At 60.9% G+C, this 16,440-nt stretch carries 14 protein-coding genes; 8 read left to right on the top strand and 6 right to left on the bottom strand.

Going from position 1 to position 16,440, the window contains the following annotated elements:
• Positions 1-86: 86 nt before the first annotated feature.
• From F5897_RS02040 to F5897_RS02025, 4 genes are all read right to left on the bottom strand, one after another.
• Entirely contained in the window at positions 87-2,096 is a 2,010-nt protein-coding gene (locus F5897_RS02040; protein WP_343048745.1) for a bifunctional copper resistance protein CopD/cytochrome c oxidase assembly protein, read from the bottom strand.
• Between the two features lie 250 nt (positions 2,097-2,346).
• Positions 2,347-2,625 (bottom strand): HU family DNA-binding protein, encoded by a 279-nt coding sequence (locus F5897_RS02035; RefSeq protein WP_124825180.1) that lies wholly within the window; start codon positions 2,623-2,625, stop codon positions 2,347-2,349.
• Between the two features lie 258 nt (positions 2,626-2,883).
• Complete coding sequence (locus F5897_RS02030) at positions 2,884-3,183, bottom strand: Dabb family protein (RefSeq protein ID WP_124825181.1); 300 nt, start codon at positions 3,181-3,183, stop codon at positions 2,884-2,886.
• A gap of 86 nt (positions 3,184-3,269) precedes the next feature.
• Positions 3,270-4,076, bottom strand: coding sequence for an SGNH/GDSL hydrolase family protein (locus tag F5897_RS02025; protein WP_183304294.1), 807 nt, complete (start codon positions 4,074-4,076; stop codon positions 3,270-3,272).
• A gap of 110 nt (positions 4,077-4,186) precedes the next feature.
• On the opposite strand from F5897_RS02025, the gene F5897_RS02020 reads away from it, so the two are divergent.
• The 8 genes from F5897_RS02020 to F5897_RS01985 all read left to right on the top strand — a co-directional run bounded on the left by F5897_RS02020 (position 4,187) and on the right by F5897_RS01985 (position 12,927).
• Positions 4,187-5,086 carry an exodeoxyribonuclease III gene (locus F5897_RS02020; RefSeq protein ID WP_183304293.1) on the top strand — a complete coding sequence of 300 codons (900 nt, stop codon included), beginning with the start codon at positions 4,187-4,189 and terminating at the stop codon, positions 5,084-5,086.
• A gap of 139 nt (positions 5,087-5,225) precedes the next feature.
• Complete coding sequence (locus F5897_RS02015; protein ID WP_183304292.1) at positions 5,226-6,071, top strand: exodeoxyribonuclease III; 846 nt, start codon at positions 5,226-5,228, stop codon at positions 6,069-6,071.
• A 111-nt stretch (positions 6,072-6,182) separates the two neighbouring features.
• A complete protein-coding gene (gene trpS, locus F5897_RS02010) occupies positions 6,183-7,181 on the top strand; it encodes a tryptophan--tRNA ligase (protein WP_183304291.1) in 999 nt (332 codons plus the stop codon).
• Positions 7,182-7,188: 7 nt separating this feature from the next.
• Positions 7,189-8,466, top strand: coding sequence for a bifunctional diaminohydroxyphosphoribosylaminopyrimidine deaminase/5-amino-6-(5-phosphoribosylamino)uracil reductase RibD (locus F5897_RS02005; RefSeq protein WP_183304290.1), 1,278 nt, complete (start codon positions 7,189-7,191; stop codon positions 8,464-8,466).
• 5 nt (positions 8,467-8,471) lie between these two features.
• Positions 8,472-9,224 (top strand): riboflavin synthase, encoded by a 753-nt coding sequence (locus tag F5897_RS02000; RefSeq protein ID WP_124825187.1) that lies wholly within the window; start codon positions 8,472-8,474, stop codon positions 9,222-9,224.
• Complete coding sequence (ribB, locus tag F5897_RS01995) at positions 9,221-10,513, top strand: 3,4-dihydroxy-2-butanone-4-phosphate synthase (protein ID WP_183304289.1); 1,293 nt, start codon at positions 9,221-9,223, stop codon at positions 10,511-10,513. Before F5897_RS02000 ends, ribB begins: the two co-directional genes overlap by 4 nt.
• A complete protein-coding gene (gene ribH, locus F5897_RS01990) occupies positions 10,513-10,986 on the top strand; it encodes a 6,7-dimethyl-8-ribityllumazine synthase (RefSeq protein WP_124825189.1) in 474 nt (157 codons plus the stop codon). Before ribB ends, ribH begins: the two co-directional genes overlap by 1 nt.
• A 36-nt stretch (positions 10,987-11,022) precedes the next feature.
• Positions 11,023-12,927 (top strand): ABC transporter ATP-binding protein, encoded by a 1,905-nt coding sequence (locus tag F5897_RS01985; RefSeq protein WP_183304288.1) that lies wholly within the window; start codon positions 11,023-11,025, stop codon positions 12,925-12,927.
• 11 nt (positions 12,928-12,938) lie between these two features.
• Here the strand turns inward: F5897_RS01985 and F5897_RS01980 are convergent, their stop codons facing one another.
• Together F5897_RS01980 and F5897_RS01975 are read right to left on the bottom strand one after the other, a co-directional pair.
• Positions 12,939-15,917, bottom strand: a complete 2,979-nt coding sequence (locus F5897_RS01980) for a hypothetical protein (RefSeq protein ID WP_183304287.1) — start codon at positions 15,915-15,917, stop codon at positions 12,939-12,941.
• Between the two features lie 144 nt (positions 15,918-16,061).
• A complete protein-coding gene (locus F5897_RS01975) occupies positions 16,062-16,382 on the bottom strand; it encodes a GNAT family N-acetyltransferase (RefSeq protein WP_183304286.1) in 321 nt (106 codons plus the stop codon).
• Between the last annotated feature and the right edge of the window lie 58 nt (positions 16,383-16,440).

Raw genomic sequence — 16,440 nt, 5'->3', positions numbered from 1 at the left:
AGACAGGCGCCGATGTTTCACGTGAAACATCGATTCGCGGTGCGCCGTGGGCCGCGTTATTGCCGCTGGCGTTATTGCCGCCGAGGTTATTGCCGCCCGTGTGCCGGTTGCCGCTGTGCCTGTGCGGCGCGCGCTGCCAGCATCTCATTGTAAGCCATGAGCTCAGCGTCACCGCTGCGCTCGGCGGCGCGATCCTTGCGACGTTGCTCTTTCTCATCAGAGCGCGCCCACTGAATCGACACCACCAGCATAATAAACAGCGTCGGTAGCTCACCAATGCCCCAGGCAATGCCGCCTCCGGACTGCTGATCAATAAGCGGCGGATCGCCCCACACGCGACCCATAGCCCCGAACCAGTCTGCGGCGAGCAGTCCCGTGCTGCTCATTACCGTAACCCCGAAGAAAGCGTGTGCTGCCATGGTGGCGAGCAGAATAATCACCCGCAGCGGATACGGGGCACGGTGCGGCACCGGGTCAACCCCGATAAGTGCCAGCGTGAACAGATACCCGCTGAGCAGGAAGTGAATAATCATCCACTGGTGCCCCAGGTGAGTGCTCATTGACCAGCGCAGCACCGGCGTGAAATAGAAAACCCACAGCGAGCCCGCAAAAATAGCGGCAGCCACAACCGGGTTAGTGATAAACCGCGAATACGGGGTTTCCACGAGCCACAGCACCCACTCGCGGGCTCCCCACGAGCCATCTTGCCGTTTTGCGGCGGCGCGCAGGAGCAAGGTCACCGGCGCCCCCAAAACCAGCAGCAGCGGAATCAACATCGTCAGGAACATATGCCCCAGCATGTGCAGGCTAAACAGGTAAGCCTCGTAGGCGTTGAGGAAACCGTTGGTGACATAGCCAAGCAGCAACATGCCGCTAACCCAGCTAACGGTGCGCCCCAGCGGCCATTTATCGCCGCGGCGGCGGAGGATCCACACCCCATAGCAGTACAGCCCAATGCCGCCGAAAGTCACCGCCGCCCACAGCAGGTCAAACTTCCAGACAGTGAAAATGGAGGTGAAAGTAAGCTCCGGCGGCAGCGGATCGCCGGTGAGATACTCTGCCGGCGTGATTGTGGCGCCCAGCTCGCGGGCAGGGGTAATCGCTGCGGGAGTGGCGGATCGGCCGAGCGCCCCCGCGAAACCGCTGGCAAGGCCCATAACCGCGAGCTCCGCGGCCAGAATCCAGGCGTAGGTTTTGCGGCTCTCAGGAGCCGCTTCAAGGCGGCCGATGAGCCGCAGTCGCTGCCAGGCTCCGAACCCGATAAGTGCAGCGAGGGAAGCAGTTTTAAGCAGCAGCAGTAACCCGTAGCCGGTGCTGGTTAGTTCGGCGAGAGAGTTAAGCCGGGTCAAACCACTCACCACACCGCTGGCGAAAACCATAAGCGCTGCAAACAGCGCCAGCACAGAATAGCGGCGCACGATTAGGGGTAGGCGTGCTGCGTCAACCGTGGAAATAAGCAGCGCTAAAACCAGCAGCCCGCCGAGCCAGATACTGGCCCCGGTAAGGTGCATAAAAATCGAGTTCACGGCGAGGCTGTGACCGCTGGCGCCACTGGCGTGACCCTGGGCGGCGAGCGGGAAAGTTGTTAGCATCGCAGGAACCAGCGCCACAAGCAGTAAACGGCGACCCCTGATTGCAAACAGCAGCACACTGGTGACAGCGGACAGCAGCACCAGGGTGAGCCACAGAATGCCGAGTTCAAACTCGGTGATGAACTGTGCCAGGCTCGCCCCGAACTGCGCAGAGGCAGAGAATGGCTGGCTGCTGACATCGATGAAAGTGGTGATTAGGGTGACGCCTCCGGCAACCGTCAAGACACCAGCCGCAGCCGCAGCGAAATCAAGCGCTTTGCCCCACTCGGGACGCTTCGGATCAAGCGCCCACAGCGTCAAAATTAGGGTGCCGAGCATTGCCGCGAGAGACACATTCACTACGGTGCGCGCTGCCGGGAGCAGATAGCGGACCACGGCCCCCGGGTCTAGCAACTCCCGCGGCGCGGCCGCGCCACCGACCTGTAGCCCTAGCAGCAGGGACACTGCGGTGAAGCCTAATAGCAGTGCTAAAGCGGGCGCAAAAACTTTTACTGATCTGCTCACTCTTCTAGGTTACCGCGGCCACGCCCACACTGTTCTAGGAGACGCACTAAGCAGCGTTGCGACTGGCCCCTAGCGTAGGTGACTGTGCTGACTCAGTAACTGCTCACCCGGGTCAGATTCGTGCGAATAGCGTAAATTGCTTTACCTTAATCGTGGTTGCTGCCAGAATTGTTTGCCACTGTTACAAATAATACAGCTAAAAGCAAAGCGGGCGACTCGTTTGTGAGTCGCCCGCCAGGAGTTAAGAAAATTACTTAACTGCAGCCTTCAGCTTGCTGCCTGCGGTTACCTTAACACGCTTGCCAGCTGGGATGTTGATTGCTTCACCGGTCTGTGGGTTACGGCCGGTGCGAGCTGCGGTCTCGATTGAATCGAATGAAACCCAGCCTGGGATGGTTACCTTACCGCCGGCTGCAACGGTCTCAGCAACCGCGTTGAACAGGCCGTCAAGAACGGCTGAAACAGCTGCTTGGCTCTGGCCGGTCTCTGCTGCAACCTTTGCTACCAGCTCAGTCTTGTTAAGTGACATCTTGTCATCCTTTCACGGGGCGAGTTTGCTGCCCTTATGTTTTGAGACTCTGAACCCCTGCGGGCCCTGACACGGATTGCCGCGTCTAGTCGATCAGTTTGATCTGTTCGTTAATTTACCCGAGAAACCATAAGGATGTGCGAATTTTCAAGGTTTTTTTGAAAATATCGCAGGAAATTCAAGGTTTTCGAGGTTTTTGTAGACAATTGTGGGTGCGGATCCCGGGCGCGCCACGGTTTGCTGCCGTGCTTTGCCAGGTTAAGCGGTGTAGTCAACACCGGCACGACCAGCCGCCCGAGCTTTAATCAGCTCCACCACCTCTTGGTGCGCCGGATGTACCACGTAGGCTTCAAAATCAGCCTGGTTAGCGAACTGGGAGATGAGCACAACATCCCAGTTATTGTAGCCATCAAGTTCATTAAGGTGCACCTCAAGGTGCGCCACGGTCGGCACGGTGGCGGTGAGCCCGCGCAGCGCGGCTGCGACTTCTGCCGCCTGGGTGGCGCGTTCCGCTGCGGTTTCGCCGTTCATTTTCCAGCTTACGATGTGGTTCAGCATAGTTTTCCTTTTGGTTAGTGGATGATTGAGGAATTTTGGTGCGGTGGCTCGGTTGGTTTTAGTGTGGTGTTAGCCGGTTGCGGGGCCTACTGTGCCGCGTCGGGGTGCGCTTCGGACGGGTGGATCCACACCCAAGCCGGGTATTTAGGTTGCCGCCCGTCGCCGCTAGAGGTGCCGGTAAGGCGACGCTTAAGCCATGGTAAGACGTGCTCTTTGGTGTATTGCAGCTGAGCGAGCAGACCCGGTTTTGGTAGCTGTGGTGCTGTGAGCTGCCAGGTTTCGGGCACCTGATAGCCGAGGGTTTGCAGTACATTGGCGGCTACGCGATGGTGCCCGACCGGCGCGAGGTGCAGGCGATCAGGGCTCCAGTAGCCGCGCTGTTTTAGAATTGGTGACGACCAATTGTCACAGAATTGCAGCCCCAGCTCTGCTGCCAGGTGGTGCGCTGCGGCGGTCAGTTCGTCTCCTTTAGCGCGCACTTTTTTGCCCTGCGGGATCCCGATTGTGGGGTCTGCTCCGGCGAGCAGCAGTGGCTGGGCTCCAGCTGTCAAAATAGCGTCTACCGCATCCCGGGTTTGCAGCATAATCGCCGCGATATCGGTGCTGGGGCGCAGCATATCGTTACCGCCGCCGTTAAAAGAAACCAGGGTTGGCTCAAGCGCCAGTGCGCGCGGCAGCTGCTCCGTAACAATCTCGGTTATTTTTTTGCCGCGAATCGCGAAATTGGCGTACTGGATCGGCTCGCCGAGAGCATCTGCGAGCCCCTGCGCTACTAAATCGGCCCAGCCACGTACCGTGCCATTGGGCAGTTCGTCACCAACGCCTTCGCTGAAGCTGTCTCCGACAACCGCAAACCGCAGGTTTGCTTGGGGAGTTTGTGCACCGAAATCCATGACTCTAAGTCTAGGGGTTTTGTTGCAAGGTTGGGTGCGCAGCTGCAGCAGCTTTGCGTTGAGGGTGCGCAGCAAATGTGTTTACGCGCGCGGTGGGGTAACCTAAAAACATGCGTATCGCCACTTGGAATGTTGCTTCAATTCGGGCACGTGCCGCCCTGGTTGTTGATTTTTTGCTGCGTGAAGACATTGATGTTTTGGCGCTGCAAGAGACTAAATGCCGCCCGGAGCAGTTTCCCACCGCGATTTTTGAGGCCGCCGGCTACCAGGTGGTAAACCACGGCTTTCACGCCTTTAACGGAGTTGCCTTTGTGAGCCGTCACGACATGACAGACGTGACTTTCGGCCTTCCCAGCCTGCCCGGCTTTGGCGAGCAGTGCCTGCCAACTCAACCGCCCGGGGCAAACGGCCTCCCGCAGGAGGCCCGCGCGCTCGGAGTCACCGTGAATGGCATGCGGCTGTGGAGTCTCTATGTGCCTAATGGCCGCGACCTCGCGCATGAGCACTATGCCTATAAACTGCGCTGGCTGCAAGCTCTGCAGCAGGAGGTTGCGGGGTGGCTGGAGGCGGAGCCGCAGCTGCCGCTGGCGCTTTTGGGAGACTGGAACGTGGCACCGCTGCCCAGCGACATGGGTGACCCGGATTTTGTGGAGGGTCGATCCACCCACGTATCGCGCCCGGAGCGGCAGGCGTTTGCGGCGTTTGAATCGTATTTGAGCGATGTGGTGCGACCGTATGTGCCCCACGGCTACACTTTCTGGGAGTATCGCGGTGGCAAGTATCAGGCGGATCAGGGGATGCGCATCGATTTTATTCTCGGCTCCGAGGGTTTTAGCAGCGCGGTGACCGGGGCGTTTATCGCGGCTGACGAGCGTCGCGAGCGCCAAGCGGCACCCGGGCAGAAGGCACTGAAGCCTAGTGACCACGTCCCGGTGGTGTGCGAAATTGCACCAGAACTGCTGGGCCAGAGTTGGGAAGACGAAGACGACCCGATGATTTGGGGCCTGTAGGCTGGGCTGCCACTAAGGTCTGGGATTGGATCGCGCCTCCCTAGTGTTTCACGTGAAACACCTGAGGCGGGGAGGCTTATCCGCCCCCTGCAAAAAACTCCAAGCAAAGCCGCAAGCAAAGAGCGCTAAAATTACAGCTATGTCGCAAAATTTCCGTCTAATTTCTGTCAATGTTAACGGCGTGCGTGCCGCGTACCGGAAAGGGATGGAAGAGTGGCTGGCGAGCTGCGGAGCTGCGGTAGTGGCGTTACAGGAGGTGCGTGCCGATGAACAACAGTTACGGGAGCTAGTCGCGGGTGAATGGCACGTTGAGCATGACGTGTGCGAGATTAAAGGGCGCGCCGGGGTAGCGCTGCTGAGCCGTGTGGCACCAGATGCGGTGCGCCGTGGAGTGGGTCCCGAAGCGGCTGCGAGCAGCGGGCGCTGGCTGGAGGCAGACTACACTATCGACGGCAAGAAAATCACGGTGGTCAGTGTGTACATGCACTCTGGTGAGGTTGGCACCGAGCGGCAAGAGCAAAAATGGGCGATGCTTGACGCCATGACCGCGCGGCTGCAAGAGCTGTACGACGCAGACGCCAATGTCGCTGTGGTCGGTGATCTTAACGTGGGGCACCGTGAACTCGACATCAAAAACTGGAAGGGTAACCGCAAAAAGAGCGGTTTCCTGCCCGAGGAGCGCAGCTACTTTGACGCTTTCTTCGGGCCATACGGCGAAACCGTCGCCACCGTAGACGGCACCGCGCGCCAGGGCCTCGGCTACACCGACGTCGGGCGCAGCTTCTGCGGCGAGGTTGAGGGGCCATACAGCTGGTGGTCGAACCGTGGCCAAGCCTTCGACAACGACACCGGCTGGCGCATTGACTATCACGTGGTAACCCCTGGGCTTGCGGCGAAGGTGGTTAACTATCGCGTCGAACGCTACCCGAGCTACGACTCCAGGTGGTCAGACCACGCTCCGGTGACCGTCGACTACGCTCTATAGTTGGCAGCGGCAGCGAGAGCGGCAAAATAGCAGCGGATCTCACAGCCGGGCGCACCGAGAATCCGGCCCGCGGATCCACCCCAAGAATTTCAATCGCAACTGAGGAAAACAATGAGTGACAAACCAGTAATCTTTTCGGGAATGCAGCCATCAGCCGACAGCCTGCACCTGGGCAACTATGTCGGGGCGCTAACCCAGTGGCTGAAAATGCAGGAAGAGAACGACTGTTTTTTCTGCGTTGTGAACCTGCACGCGATTACCGTGCCGCAGGATCCTCAGGAGCTGCGCGAGCGCACCCGTCGGACCGCCGCACAGTACATCGCCGCTGGAATCGACCCCGCAAAATCAACACTATTCGTGCAAAGCGACGTACCAGCGCACGCGGAACTAGCGTGGGCACTAAACACCCTCACCGGTTTCGGGGAAGCCGGGCGGATGACGCAGTTTAAAGACAAATCACAGCGCTACGGCGCCGACTCCACCACCGTCGGGCTGTTCACCTACCCGATTCTGATGGCCGGCGACATTCTGCTTTACAACACCAATGTGGTGCCAGTGGGAGAAGACCAGCGGCAGCACGTGGAGCTCACCCGCAATCTGGCGCAGCGCTTCAACAGCCGCTACGGCGACACCTTTGTGATTCCCGAGGCGCGCATTCAAGAGGGCACCGCGAAGGTTTATGACCTGCAGGATCCCACCTCAAAGATGTCCAAATCGGCAGCGAGTGATGCCGGGCTGATTAACGTGCTCGACGACACCGCGAAAACCCGCAAAAAAATTATGCGAGCGGTGACTGACGCCGACGGTGAGATTCGTTTTGACCGCGAGGCAAAACCGGGGGTTTCGAACCTGCTCACGATTTACTCGGTGCTGTCGGGGCAGAGCCTTGACACGGTGACCGCCAGCTACCAGGGCCGCGGCTATGGCGACCTGAAAAAAGATCTTGCGGAACTCGTGGAGAGCGTGTTTAGTCCGATTCGGGAGCGCACCAATGAGCTGCTCGCAGACCCCGCAGAGCTCGACCGGATTTTGGCAGCCGCAGCCGCCCGCGCGAACGAGGTTGCCAGCGCCACCGTCACCCGCGTCTACCGCGCGATGGGGCTGAAGTAGCGCCGCCATGGCTGACACCATTCGGCACCCGCACAGCGCACTCAGCGAGAGTGAGCTGCGTGCAGCGCTGCAGCGCGCCGTTTATTTGGCGCGGCGCGGGCCGAATAACACCCCGAACCCGCAGGTTGGGTGCGTCATCATCGATGAGCTAGGGCGGATTGTCGCCGAGGGCTGGCATCAGGGAGCCGGAACCCCACACGCCGAAACCGCGGCGCTGTCGACGCTCCCGCTGGAGCTGCAATTCCCGCAGGAGATTAAAAAACTAACCGCGGTGGTGACCCTCGAACCGTGCAACCACACCGGGCGCACCGGGCCGTGCGCGCAGGCTCTCGCCGCCGCTGGCATCGGCGCCGTGGTGTACGGCGCTGCCGACCCCACCGAGCTGGCATCCGGTGGCGCGCAGGCGCTCGCGGCGGCTGGGGTGCAGGTGAGTTTGATGGCGGATCAGGGCTGCGCCGAGCTGCTCGCCGCGTGGCAGCAGCGCACCGGGGCCGGTGGCGGGGCTCGGGCAGCAGCCACAACTGGAGCTGATTTGCAGGCGGTAGCCGGGGCCGCGCCGATCGGTGCCGCAGGAGTCGCACCAGTGCACGCAGCCACTAGCGCCGCCGAGCTGCCTGGCGCCCGCCCTTACGTGATTTTGAAGTGGGCGCAGAGTCTCGACGGTCGCGCCGCGGCGCAAGACGGCAGCAGTCAGTGGATCACCGGGCCAGAATCCCGTGCTGACGTGCACCGCAGACGCGCCAGCTGTGAGCTCATCGCCTGCGGCACCGGCACCCTGCTAGCCGATGACCCTTCACTAACAGCGCGTGGCCCAGCCGGTGACCTGCTGGTGCCCGCGGCACAGCAGCCGCTACCGGTGGTGTTTGGCAGCCGCGAAATTCCGGAAACCGCGGCGCTGCGGCAGCATCCGGCGCTCGCCGCTAAAGGCCTAACAGCCCCGCTGCAGCTGCCAGGGCATAACCTGGCAGCAGCGTTGCAGCAGCTCGCCGCCGCAGGATACCGCAGCCTTTTCGTGGAGGGCGGCCCCACCCTGATCGCCGCATTTTTACGCGCCGGGCTGTATGACGAGCTGCTGGTCTATATCGCACCAACCCTGCTTGGCGGCGACAGCTTAGCGGTGGGGGATATCGGGGTGGAATCAATCACCGCCGCAAAACGTTTTACTGAGGTGCAGTACACTCAACTGGGAGCCGACCAGCTGGTGCGGATGGTGCGCGGCAGCGCTGATCCACACCCCACAACAGTGAAGTCGCACCCCACACCACACAGCAGAGCAGAAAGTTAAGGGAAGTGTTTACCGGTTTAATTGAAACACTGGGCACTGTCACCGCGGTGCAGCCGCTGGGTGACGGCGTGCGGCTGAACGTGCGGGCACCGGAAATTTTGGGCGATGTGCAGCACGGTGACTCGATTGCGGTTAATGGCGTGTGCCTGACTGTGATTGCCTTTGACGCCGCCGAATTTAGCGCCGATGTGATGCAGCAGACCCTGGAAATGTCGAGCCTCAGTGAAATTGCGGTCGGTTCGCGAGTTAATCTGGAACGCGCCGCGCAAATCGGCAGCCGTCTTGGCGGACACATTGTGCAGGGGCATGTTGATGCCACCGCGACGGTTACCGAGGTGCGCCCGGGCGATAAATGGCAAGTGTTGCGGTTTGAGCTGCCGCGCAGTGTCGCGCCGCTGCTGGTAGACAAAGGGTCGATTACGGTTGACGGGGTTTCCCTCACGATTTCTAACCTGGCGCCGGCTGCTGCCGCCCCGCAGTGGTTTGAGGTGTCGCTGATTCCGGAAACGCTGAGCGCCACCACCATGGGAGATATGGCCGTGGGAGATAGGGTTAATTTAGAGACTGATATGGTTGCGCGGCATGTGGCGCGGCTCGCAGAGTTCGGGATGCCGCTGGGCGGCGCCCTCGCTGCGGTGTCTACCGCGACGCACCCGACAGCCGGGCAGCAGCCCACCCTGACGCAACACGCACCTACCGCGCAGCAGGCAACAACCGGGTTGCACGTAAACCCCGCACAGAATGGAGCAGAAGCTTGAGTATCGCAGAAATTGACGAGGCAATCGCCGCGCTGCGGGCGGGCAGACCGGTTATTGTTGCCGACGACGAAAACCGCGAAAATGAGGGCGATGTAATCCTCTCGGCAGAGCTTGCAACACAGGAGTGGGTGGCCTGGTCAGTGCAGCACTCTTCCGGGTTGCTGTGCGCGCCGATGACCAACGAAATCGCAGATCAGCTGGATCTGCCGATGATGGTTGAGCGCAACGAAGACGCCCGCGCCACAGCCTACACGGTGACCGTGGATGCTGCCGCCGGGGTGACCACCGGAATTAGTGCCTCCGACCGCATGACAACCCTGCGGGTGCTTGCCAATCCGGATGCGAAACCGAGCGATGTTAATCGCCCCGGTCATATTTTGCCGCTGCGCGCGGTAGACGGCGGGGTGCGTGCACGCGCCGGCCACACCGAAGCCTCGGTGGAGTTGATGCGACTGGCAGGGCTGCGGCCGGTTGCAATGATTGCCGAGATTGTGGCTCCCGACGGCGAAATGATGCGGATGCCGGGGTTGCTGGAGCTCGGTGAGCGCGAAAACGTACCGGTGACAACCATTGAAAAACTTATTGCATACCTGCAGCAGCATGAACCGCTGGAGGCCGGAGAACAGCCGCTGGCTTCCTGTGCGCGCCGGGTTAGCCTGCGTGCAGACACCCTGGTGCCGACCAAGCATGGCAAGCTTCGGATGATGGCATTCCGCGATCGGCATAAGGGTGTGGATCACGTCGCCCTCATTGGAGCTGATGCGGCTGGCAAGATGCCGGGTAATGGTTCCCTGGTGCGGTTGCACTCCGAGTGTCTCACCGGCGAAGCATTTGGGTCATTAAAGTGCGAGTGCGGGCCGCAGCTTGATCAGGCGCTTGCCACAATCGCGGCTGAGGGCGGAGTAGTGCTGTATCTACGTGGGCACGAGGGTCGCGGCATTGGCCTGGCAAATAAACTCCGCGCCTACGAGCTGCAGGAGAACGGGCTTGACACGGTAGACGCTAACCTGGAGCTGGGGCTTCCCGCAGACGCACGCGATTACAGCGCCGCCGCGCAGATCCTGCAACAACTGCACCTGAGTGAGGTCAGACTGCTAACAAACAACCCAGACAAGGTGCAGCAACTGTTGCGTCACGGCATCACTGTTAGCGAACAGGTGCCGTTGGTGGTGCCAGTGCCAGAAGAAAGCGTTGAATATATGCGGGTGAAGCGTGATCGTATGCAGCATATTTTGCCGGCTGAGATCAGCTCCGCAACAGTGACACAATCCCAGAGTGAGGAAAACTAATGAGCGGGCAGGGAGCACCTGATTTAACAGTTGACGCAAGCGGCATGAAAGTCGCGATTATCGCCGGCAGCTGGCACGCAAAATACATTGACGCGATGGTTGAAGCAGCGGTTGCAAGCGTGGCCGCGGCGGGCGCCAGCAGCGAGCTGTTTCACGTGGCGGGATCATTCGAACTGCCACTTGCCGCGCAGGCGGCAGCCAGCCACTATGACGCGGTGGTGTGTCTCGGCGTGATTGTGCGCGGCGGCACCCCACACTTTGACTATGTTTGCAACGCTGTCACCGACGGCCTCACCAGGGTGCAGCTAGACACCAAAACTCCGATCGGCTTCGGGGTGCTGACGGTCGACAATGAAGAGCAGGCGTTTGCCCGCTCCGGACTGCCGGGCAGCAGCGAATCAAAGGGTAAAGAGGCGGCGGAGGCTGCTTTGCACCTCGCCGTTGCGGTGCAGCGGATCGCGGCGGCCCAGTAACTACCCGCCCGGTAAGCGCCGCGAAGGAGAACCAGCATGAGTGTGCACGAAAATACCACAAGCGCTCGCCGCTCGACTCGGGGCGCAAAGCGCGACCCTTTCCGCGCCAGTTTTAAAGAGCTGCTGCCATACCTGTTTGCGCAGCGGAAACTGCTGGTAATCGCGCTGGTGCTGGGCATCGCCGCCGCAATCACCGCGCTGCTGCAGCCGGTGCTGGTGGGGCGCACCATTGAAACCGTGCAGGCTGGGCAGCCCCTCGGGGCGCTGCTGTGGCTGCTGATGGCCTGCGTTGTAGCCAGCGCGATTTTTTCGGGACTCGAACACTACACCCTGCAGCGCATGGGCGAGGGTGTGGTGCTGCGCAGCCGCCGCACCCTCATCAGCAAACTGCTGTTTTTACCGATCAGCCAGTTCGATCAGCGTCGCAACGGTGACCTGGTCAGCCGTATCGGCAGCGACACCACCCTGCTGCGGGCGGTGTTGACGCAGGGCCTGGTGGAGGCGATGGCGGGCAGCCTGGTGTTTGTCGGGTCGCTCATCGGAATGCTGATTATCGACCCGGTGCTGTTTTTTGCGACCGCGAGTGTGCTGGTTTTGGCAACCGTCGCGGTGGTGTTTATCTCCCTCAAAATGCGGCCGCTGGTGACTGCAACCCAGCAGCAAGTCGGTGATCTTGCGGCGAGCGTGGATCGCGCCGTAAATGCGATTCGTACAATCCGGGCCGCAGGTGCCAGCCAGCGAGAGGCCGACATTGTGACCGCCCAGGCGGAAAAAGCCTACCGTTTGGGTATCAGGGTGGCGAAGTTGAGCGCTCTGGTTGTGCCGATCTCGTTTATTGCGATGCAGCTGTGCTTCATCGTAGTTTTGGGTTTGGGTGGCTACCGGGTAGCAATTGGGGCAACCAGTATTGCGCAGCTGGTGAGCTTCATTATTTTTGTGTTTCTGTTGATTGCTCCGCTGGGGCAGATGTTTGGGGCGGTGAGCGCGGTTAATCAGGCGCTTGGCGCACTCGGTCGCATCCGGGAGATTACGGCGCTGCAAACCGAGGCAGAGCTGGATGCCAGCGCGGCAGCCGCAAAAGGTATCGCGCTGCGTGACCTGCGCGAGATTCCCGCCGCGGCAGCCGCGATTGAGTTTCAAGATGTGCACTTCACTTACCGCTCCGCGGCTCCCGATCGGGTAGACGCCAGAACCCTGGTTGATCGCCGCCGCCGCGGGGTCTACACACCGCCAGAAATTATGGAAACACCGGTTTTGCACGGGGTTAGTTTCGCTGTGCCGCACGGCAAACGGGTTGCGCTGGTGGGCCCATCCGGTGCTGGAAAATCAACCATTTTGGGGCTGATTGAGCGGTTTAACGACCCAGACAGTGGCACTATTTATTTCAGCGGTGTTGACTTGAAGCAGCTTGACCGCACCCAGCTGCGCAGCCAGCTCGGCTATGTGGAGCAGGATGCGCCGGTGCTCGCCGGCACCGTGCGCGACAATCTGCTGCTGGGGTCACCTGACGCCACCGATGCTGACTGTGAGCGGGTACTGCGACTGGTGAACCTCGGCTCGTTGCTGGATCGCACCGGAGCCGAGGAACACCGCGGCCTGGACGCGGAGGTTGGCGAAAACGGCATTATGCTGTCAGGCGGTGAAAAGCAGCGGTTGGCAATCGCTCGGGCGTTGTTAGCGAACGCGCCGGTGCTGCTGCTTGACGAATCCACCGCAAACCTCGACGGGGTGAACGAGGCGATGATGCGTGATGCGCTCGAAGCCGTTGCCGCGGAACGCACCATGCTGGTCATCGCTCACCGCCTCGCCACCGTGATCGACAGTGATTTAATTATCGTGCTGGAAAACGGCCGCGTAATCGGCTCCGGCACTCACGCGGAACTGCTGGAGAGCACCCCGCTGTACCTGGAGCTTGCTCGTCGCCAGCTGCTGACAGACTAGCCGCAGCACGCTCATCGTGATGGTTTTACGGGGTGCGGACTCGCCCCGCGCCGACTCGCCCGCACCGTGCCCACAGCTAAAGCGATGACCGCCCCTGCCAAGAGCAGACCGCACCCGAGATACAGCGCAGTCTGGTGCTGCAGGCCAGTGGCCGCCAACAACCCGGGCTGCACCACCGTGCTTTCGTGCGCCGCCCCGCACACGCCACGATGCACGATTTCCTGTTCACCAGCGCGCACCAGTGACAGGGTTTCCACCCAGAAAATGGTGCGCGGCGCGGTTGCCGCGGTCACCTTTAGCGGCGCCGAGCGGTAATCGCCTGGCGCATTAACTGCAATCACGGGTGACTCCCACAGCTGGGTTTCCGGAGTGCACCAGGCTACGGTGTCGGTGCGTCCTGCCGTCACCTGGGCGGTGACATCATATGCTGTGAAACGCAGTTCATAACTCACATCTGGGTGCACTGCGAGTGGTCCAGACACCGTCGCAGTGTCGAAAAATTCGGTTTCGCTGAAGACCTGCGGCACCGCTTTGGTAACCACGGTAGGCGACACGATGCGAGTGGTTTCGTGCGGCACACCGCACTCGCCCCGATGCACGGTGTGGGGTGTGGCGGTGGCCGGATCCACCACCCGCAATTCCTCAACCCAGTGCACGGTGCCCGTGCTGTGCGCCACAAGCTCGGGAGACTGCACCTCGCTCGGGCCTACTACCGGCTGCCACGCGGAAGTGAAAATCGGCTGCACTTCGCAGACCTCAGCCGCGGTTAGTTGCGCCAACTCGGCAGCTTGCCACCGTGCTGGCTCTCCGGTGGAGGTCAGTATTGGCTGCCAGGAGTCGTCGTATTTAATCGCACCAACCTCAGGTAAGAGATATCCGGTGAAGCGGATCTCCCCGCCCGCAGGTGGTAGTAACCCCGTGACAAAAGCGGTGTCGTGAAAGGTTCCCGCATAAGCGGCCAGCGGTACCGCTTGGGTGCTGACCTGCGGTTTTACAACCCGCAGTGTTTCGCTCGGGACTCCGTAATCATCACAGCCCGACGCGATTCTGCCGCGATAGGCAGCCGGCTGCGCATCCTCGTGCAGACACCACACAACCGTGATGTAACCGGAATCTAAGTTTGCCGGCACGGTGAAAGCAGGCGACTGCAGCACCTCGCCGGGACCGGTAACAGTCAGCTGCAGCGGCTCCCCGACAGCAATCGCGTCAGTCGGAACCGCCGGCTGCTGCGCCGGCTCGCTTGCTGAATAGTATGCCTGGCCGTGTAATACGGCGGGTATGCGCTCGCCAGTATCGCCCTGCAGCCAGCCGCCCGAATCCGGAGCTAAATGCGCCTGCACCGCATCCGTGAAGCTGCCGCCAACCGCGACTTCGGTGGTGGAAACCTGGGTTTTAAACGCGAGCCGGGTCGGCACTATTTGACGCTCGGTGATCCGCCCAAAACCGTCGCTGTAACTGTAATCCCGAGGCAGCGCGGGCTCCGCCCCGCCCGGTGGCTGCTGCACCTGGCTGTCTTGAGTCGCCGCAGTAATATCCCACACCCAGGTGTAGTATCCCGCCTCTAGCGCGGGCCAGGGAGCGGTCACTGGGTAGCTGCCGGGGCCTTGCGTCGCGCTTGTGGTGAGGGTTATGGTACCTACCGCGGGGGCACCGGCGGGTACGGTTGCGGCTGGGTTCAAAGCGGGGTCAGATAGGAACGGGCCGTAGAGTGTGCCCTGCGCGGTAACCGGCGCGTAAACCCGTTCGCCCGCGCCGGTGAAGGCGACGCGCCAGTTTGCATCACCGCCAGCCGCGCCGAAAGTTACTGTGTCAGCGAAGGTGCCGCCGTGCGGCACAAACTCCGCCTGGGTTTGCGTGGTTACCAGCGGCTGCCACGCGCTATCTGCCTGCAGCTCCTGTCGCAGTTGAAATTCGTGCACTTCCTCGCGTGGTTTCGCAGCAGTCAGCGACACCTGAAATTGTGTCTCGGTGGTAACTCGGGGTGCGCCGGTTACCGTCACCCTGCGCGCGCCGGAAGCGGTCACAGTGATTGGGTAAAATCTGCTCCACCCCAGATCCGCAGCCGGTGTCCCGCGCCAGGACACGGTGCGGTTGGCGGTGAGCCCCGTCGCGCCGAACTCCAGCTTGGTGGTTTCGGAGCCGTCAGGCAGCACAAAAACTCCGCCCTCGATGGCTGTTGAAACCACGCCGGAAGGCAGTTCTGCGACACCGGAAAACTGTTGCTGTTGAGTTAAGATAATTTGGGTGTTTTCTGCTGCCGCTGCAACGCTGCGTTGCTCGGCGGCGATAGCCTGCTGCGCTTCTGTAATAATCTGCAGCATGCGGGCAGAGGTGGAAAGCGGTTGATGCGCGCTATCGTAGCGGGCCAGAATCGCCTCTAAATAGTCACGGTAAACTCCGGTGTAGTGGTTGCCCGCCGCTAATTTCCAGATAGCGGCCTGCGCGGCGGAGGCGTCGAGCGGGTTGCCGGTGGTGACGTAACGGGTCGCAATCCAGCTAATTTCGGCTGAGGCGGTAGCGCTTAATTCTGGATAGTGGAAGGTGCCGCCCTTAAAAGTGGGACGGCTGTAACCGCCCAGCTGATCCACCGTAGTAAAATTATGGTCGGCGCCATGGGCGCGATTCGGGGTCAGCATCTCTAAGCAAAACACTCGCACCCCGCTGCTGTGCTGCCAACTGCCCATGTAGTCAGCGTCGAAGCGGCTGTGCAGGCTGACGCCGGGGCTGAGGGCATGCGCGGCATGGGTGGTGCGCAGCGGATCGACGGTGCTTTCAACGCTAATTCCGATTCCGGCGAGCACCGAGCCGGCGAGCAGCAACGCCACTGTTTTGCCGAGAACTCTGGGTAGGGCAGTGCCCGGGTTGTTGCGCAAAACGGGTGGTGCAGTGAGAACTGCTGCGCTGCCGCGGGCGATAGGGATTGCCTTGCGGACAGCGGGTATTTTGCCAGGCTGGTGACTGCGATACCGACAAATTTTTCGAAAACGCACGATAATCCTTTCGTTTGGTTGGTGACACCAAACTATGCGGATATCGAGCCCGGTTAGTCGCCCCAGTCGCGCGCGGTGGAAAACTCGCGCAGCGCTCGCCGCCGCCGCTACCCAGAGCTCAAAAAGTGCGTTTTATCAGGGATTTTATATTGCTTCCGGGGTTGTGTGAAGTTCTGGGTTGCGCGCCAAAAACTTCGCAATAAACCAGCAGCTGGCGGTAATCTGTTTGCCCGCGGTGATTTCATGAGTCACGGCTTGGTGTGCCAAGAACTGGCTGAGCCCGGTGCCGCGCAGCGCGGGATCCACAACCGTATGATCAAAGTCTAAAACCGCACCGCGCAGCGTGTAGTGAGCCACCCCAACCTGCTTTTCTGCCTCGTAAAGCTTGAACGTTTGTGCGGCTGCGTCGTGCTCCACACGGTAGGCGGCCGCGGCAATCTTTTCCTTATCGCGATAATCAAACATACTTGTTACGATATCGTGACCAAGCCTAAAATCCGCGGTTTTCAGGGGATTTTTGGGT

Source organism: Canibacter oris, from assembly GCF_014197205.1.
Taxonomy (GTDB): domain Bacteria; phylum Actinomycetota; class Actinomycetes; order Actinomycetales; family Microbacteriaceae; genus Canibacter; species Canibacter oris.
Note: the sequence above shows the minus strand (reverse complement) of the source record. Positions and strands in the feature narration are given on the sequence as shown.

What these genes read in the sequence shown, in the direction of transcription:
- F5897_RS02035 (WP_124825180.1), bottom strand. Translation starts at nt 2,625, where the DNA reads ATGTCACTTAACAAGACTGAGCTGGTAGCAAAGGTTGCAGCAGAGACC.
- F5897_RS02030 (WP_124825181.1), bottom strand. Translation starts at nt 3,183, where the DNA reads ATGCTGAACCACATCGTAAGCTGGAAAATGAACGGCGAAACCGCAGCG.
- F5897_RS02025 (WP_183304294.1), bottom strand. Translation starts at nt 4,076, where the DNA reads ATGGATTTCGGTGCACAAACTCCCCAAGCAAACCTGCGGTTTGCGGTT.
- F5897_RS02020 (WP_183304293.1), top strand. Translation starts at nt 4,187, where the DNA reads ATGCGTATCGCCACTTGGAATGTTGCTTCAATTCGGGCACGTGCCGCC.
- F5897_RS02015 (WP_183304292.1), top strand. Translation starts at nt 5,226, where the DNA reads ATGTCGCAAAATTTCCGTCTAATTTCTGTCAATGTTAACGGCGTGCGT.
- trpS (WP_183304291.1), top strand. Translation starts at nt 6,183, where the DNA reads ATGAGTGACAAACCAGTAATCTTTTCGGGAATGCAGCCATCAGCCGAC.
- F5897_RS02005 (WP_183304290.1), top strand. Translation starts at nt 7,189, where the DNA reads ATGGCTGACACCATTCGGCACCCGCACAGCGCACTCAGCGAGAGTGAG.
- ribH (WP_124825189.1), top strand. Translation starts at nt 10,513, where the DNA reads ATGAGCGGGCAGGGAGCACCTGATTTAACAGTTGACGCAAGCGGCATG.
- F5897_RS01985 (WP_183304288.1), top strand. Translation starts at nt 11,023, where the DNA reads ATGAGTGTGCACGAAAATACCACAAGCGCTCGCCGCTCGACTCGGGGC.
- F5897_RS01975 (WP_183304286.1), bottom strand. Translation starts at nt 16,382, where the DNA reads ATGTTTGATTATCGCGATAAGGAAAAGATTGCCGCGGCCGCCTACCGT.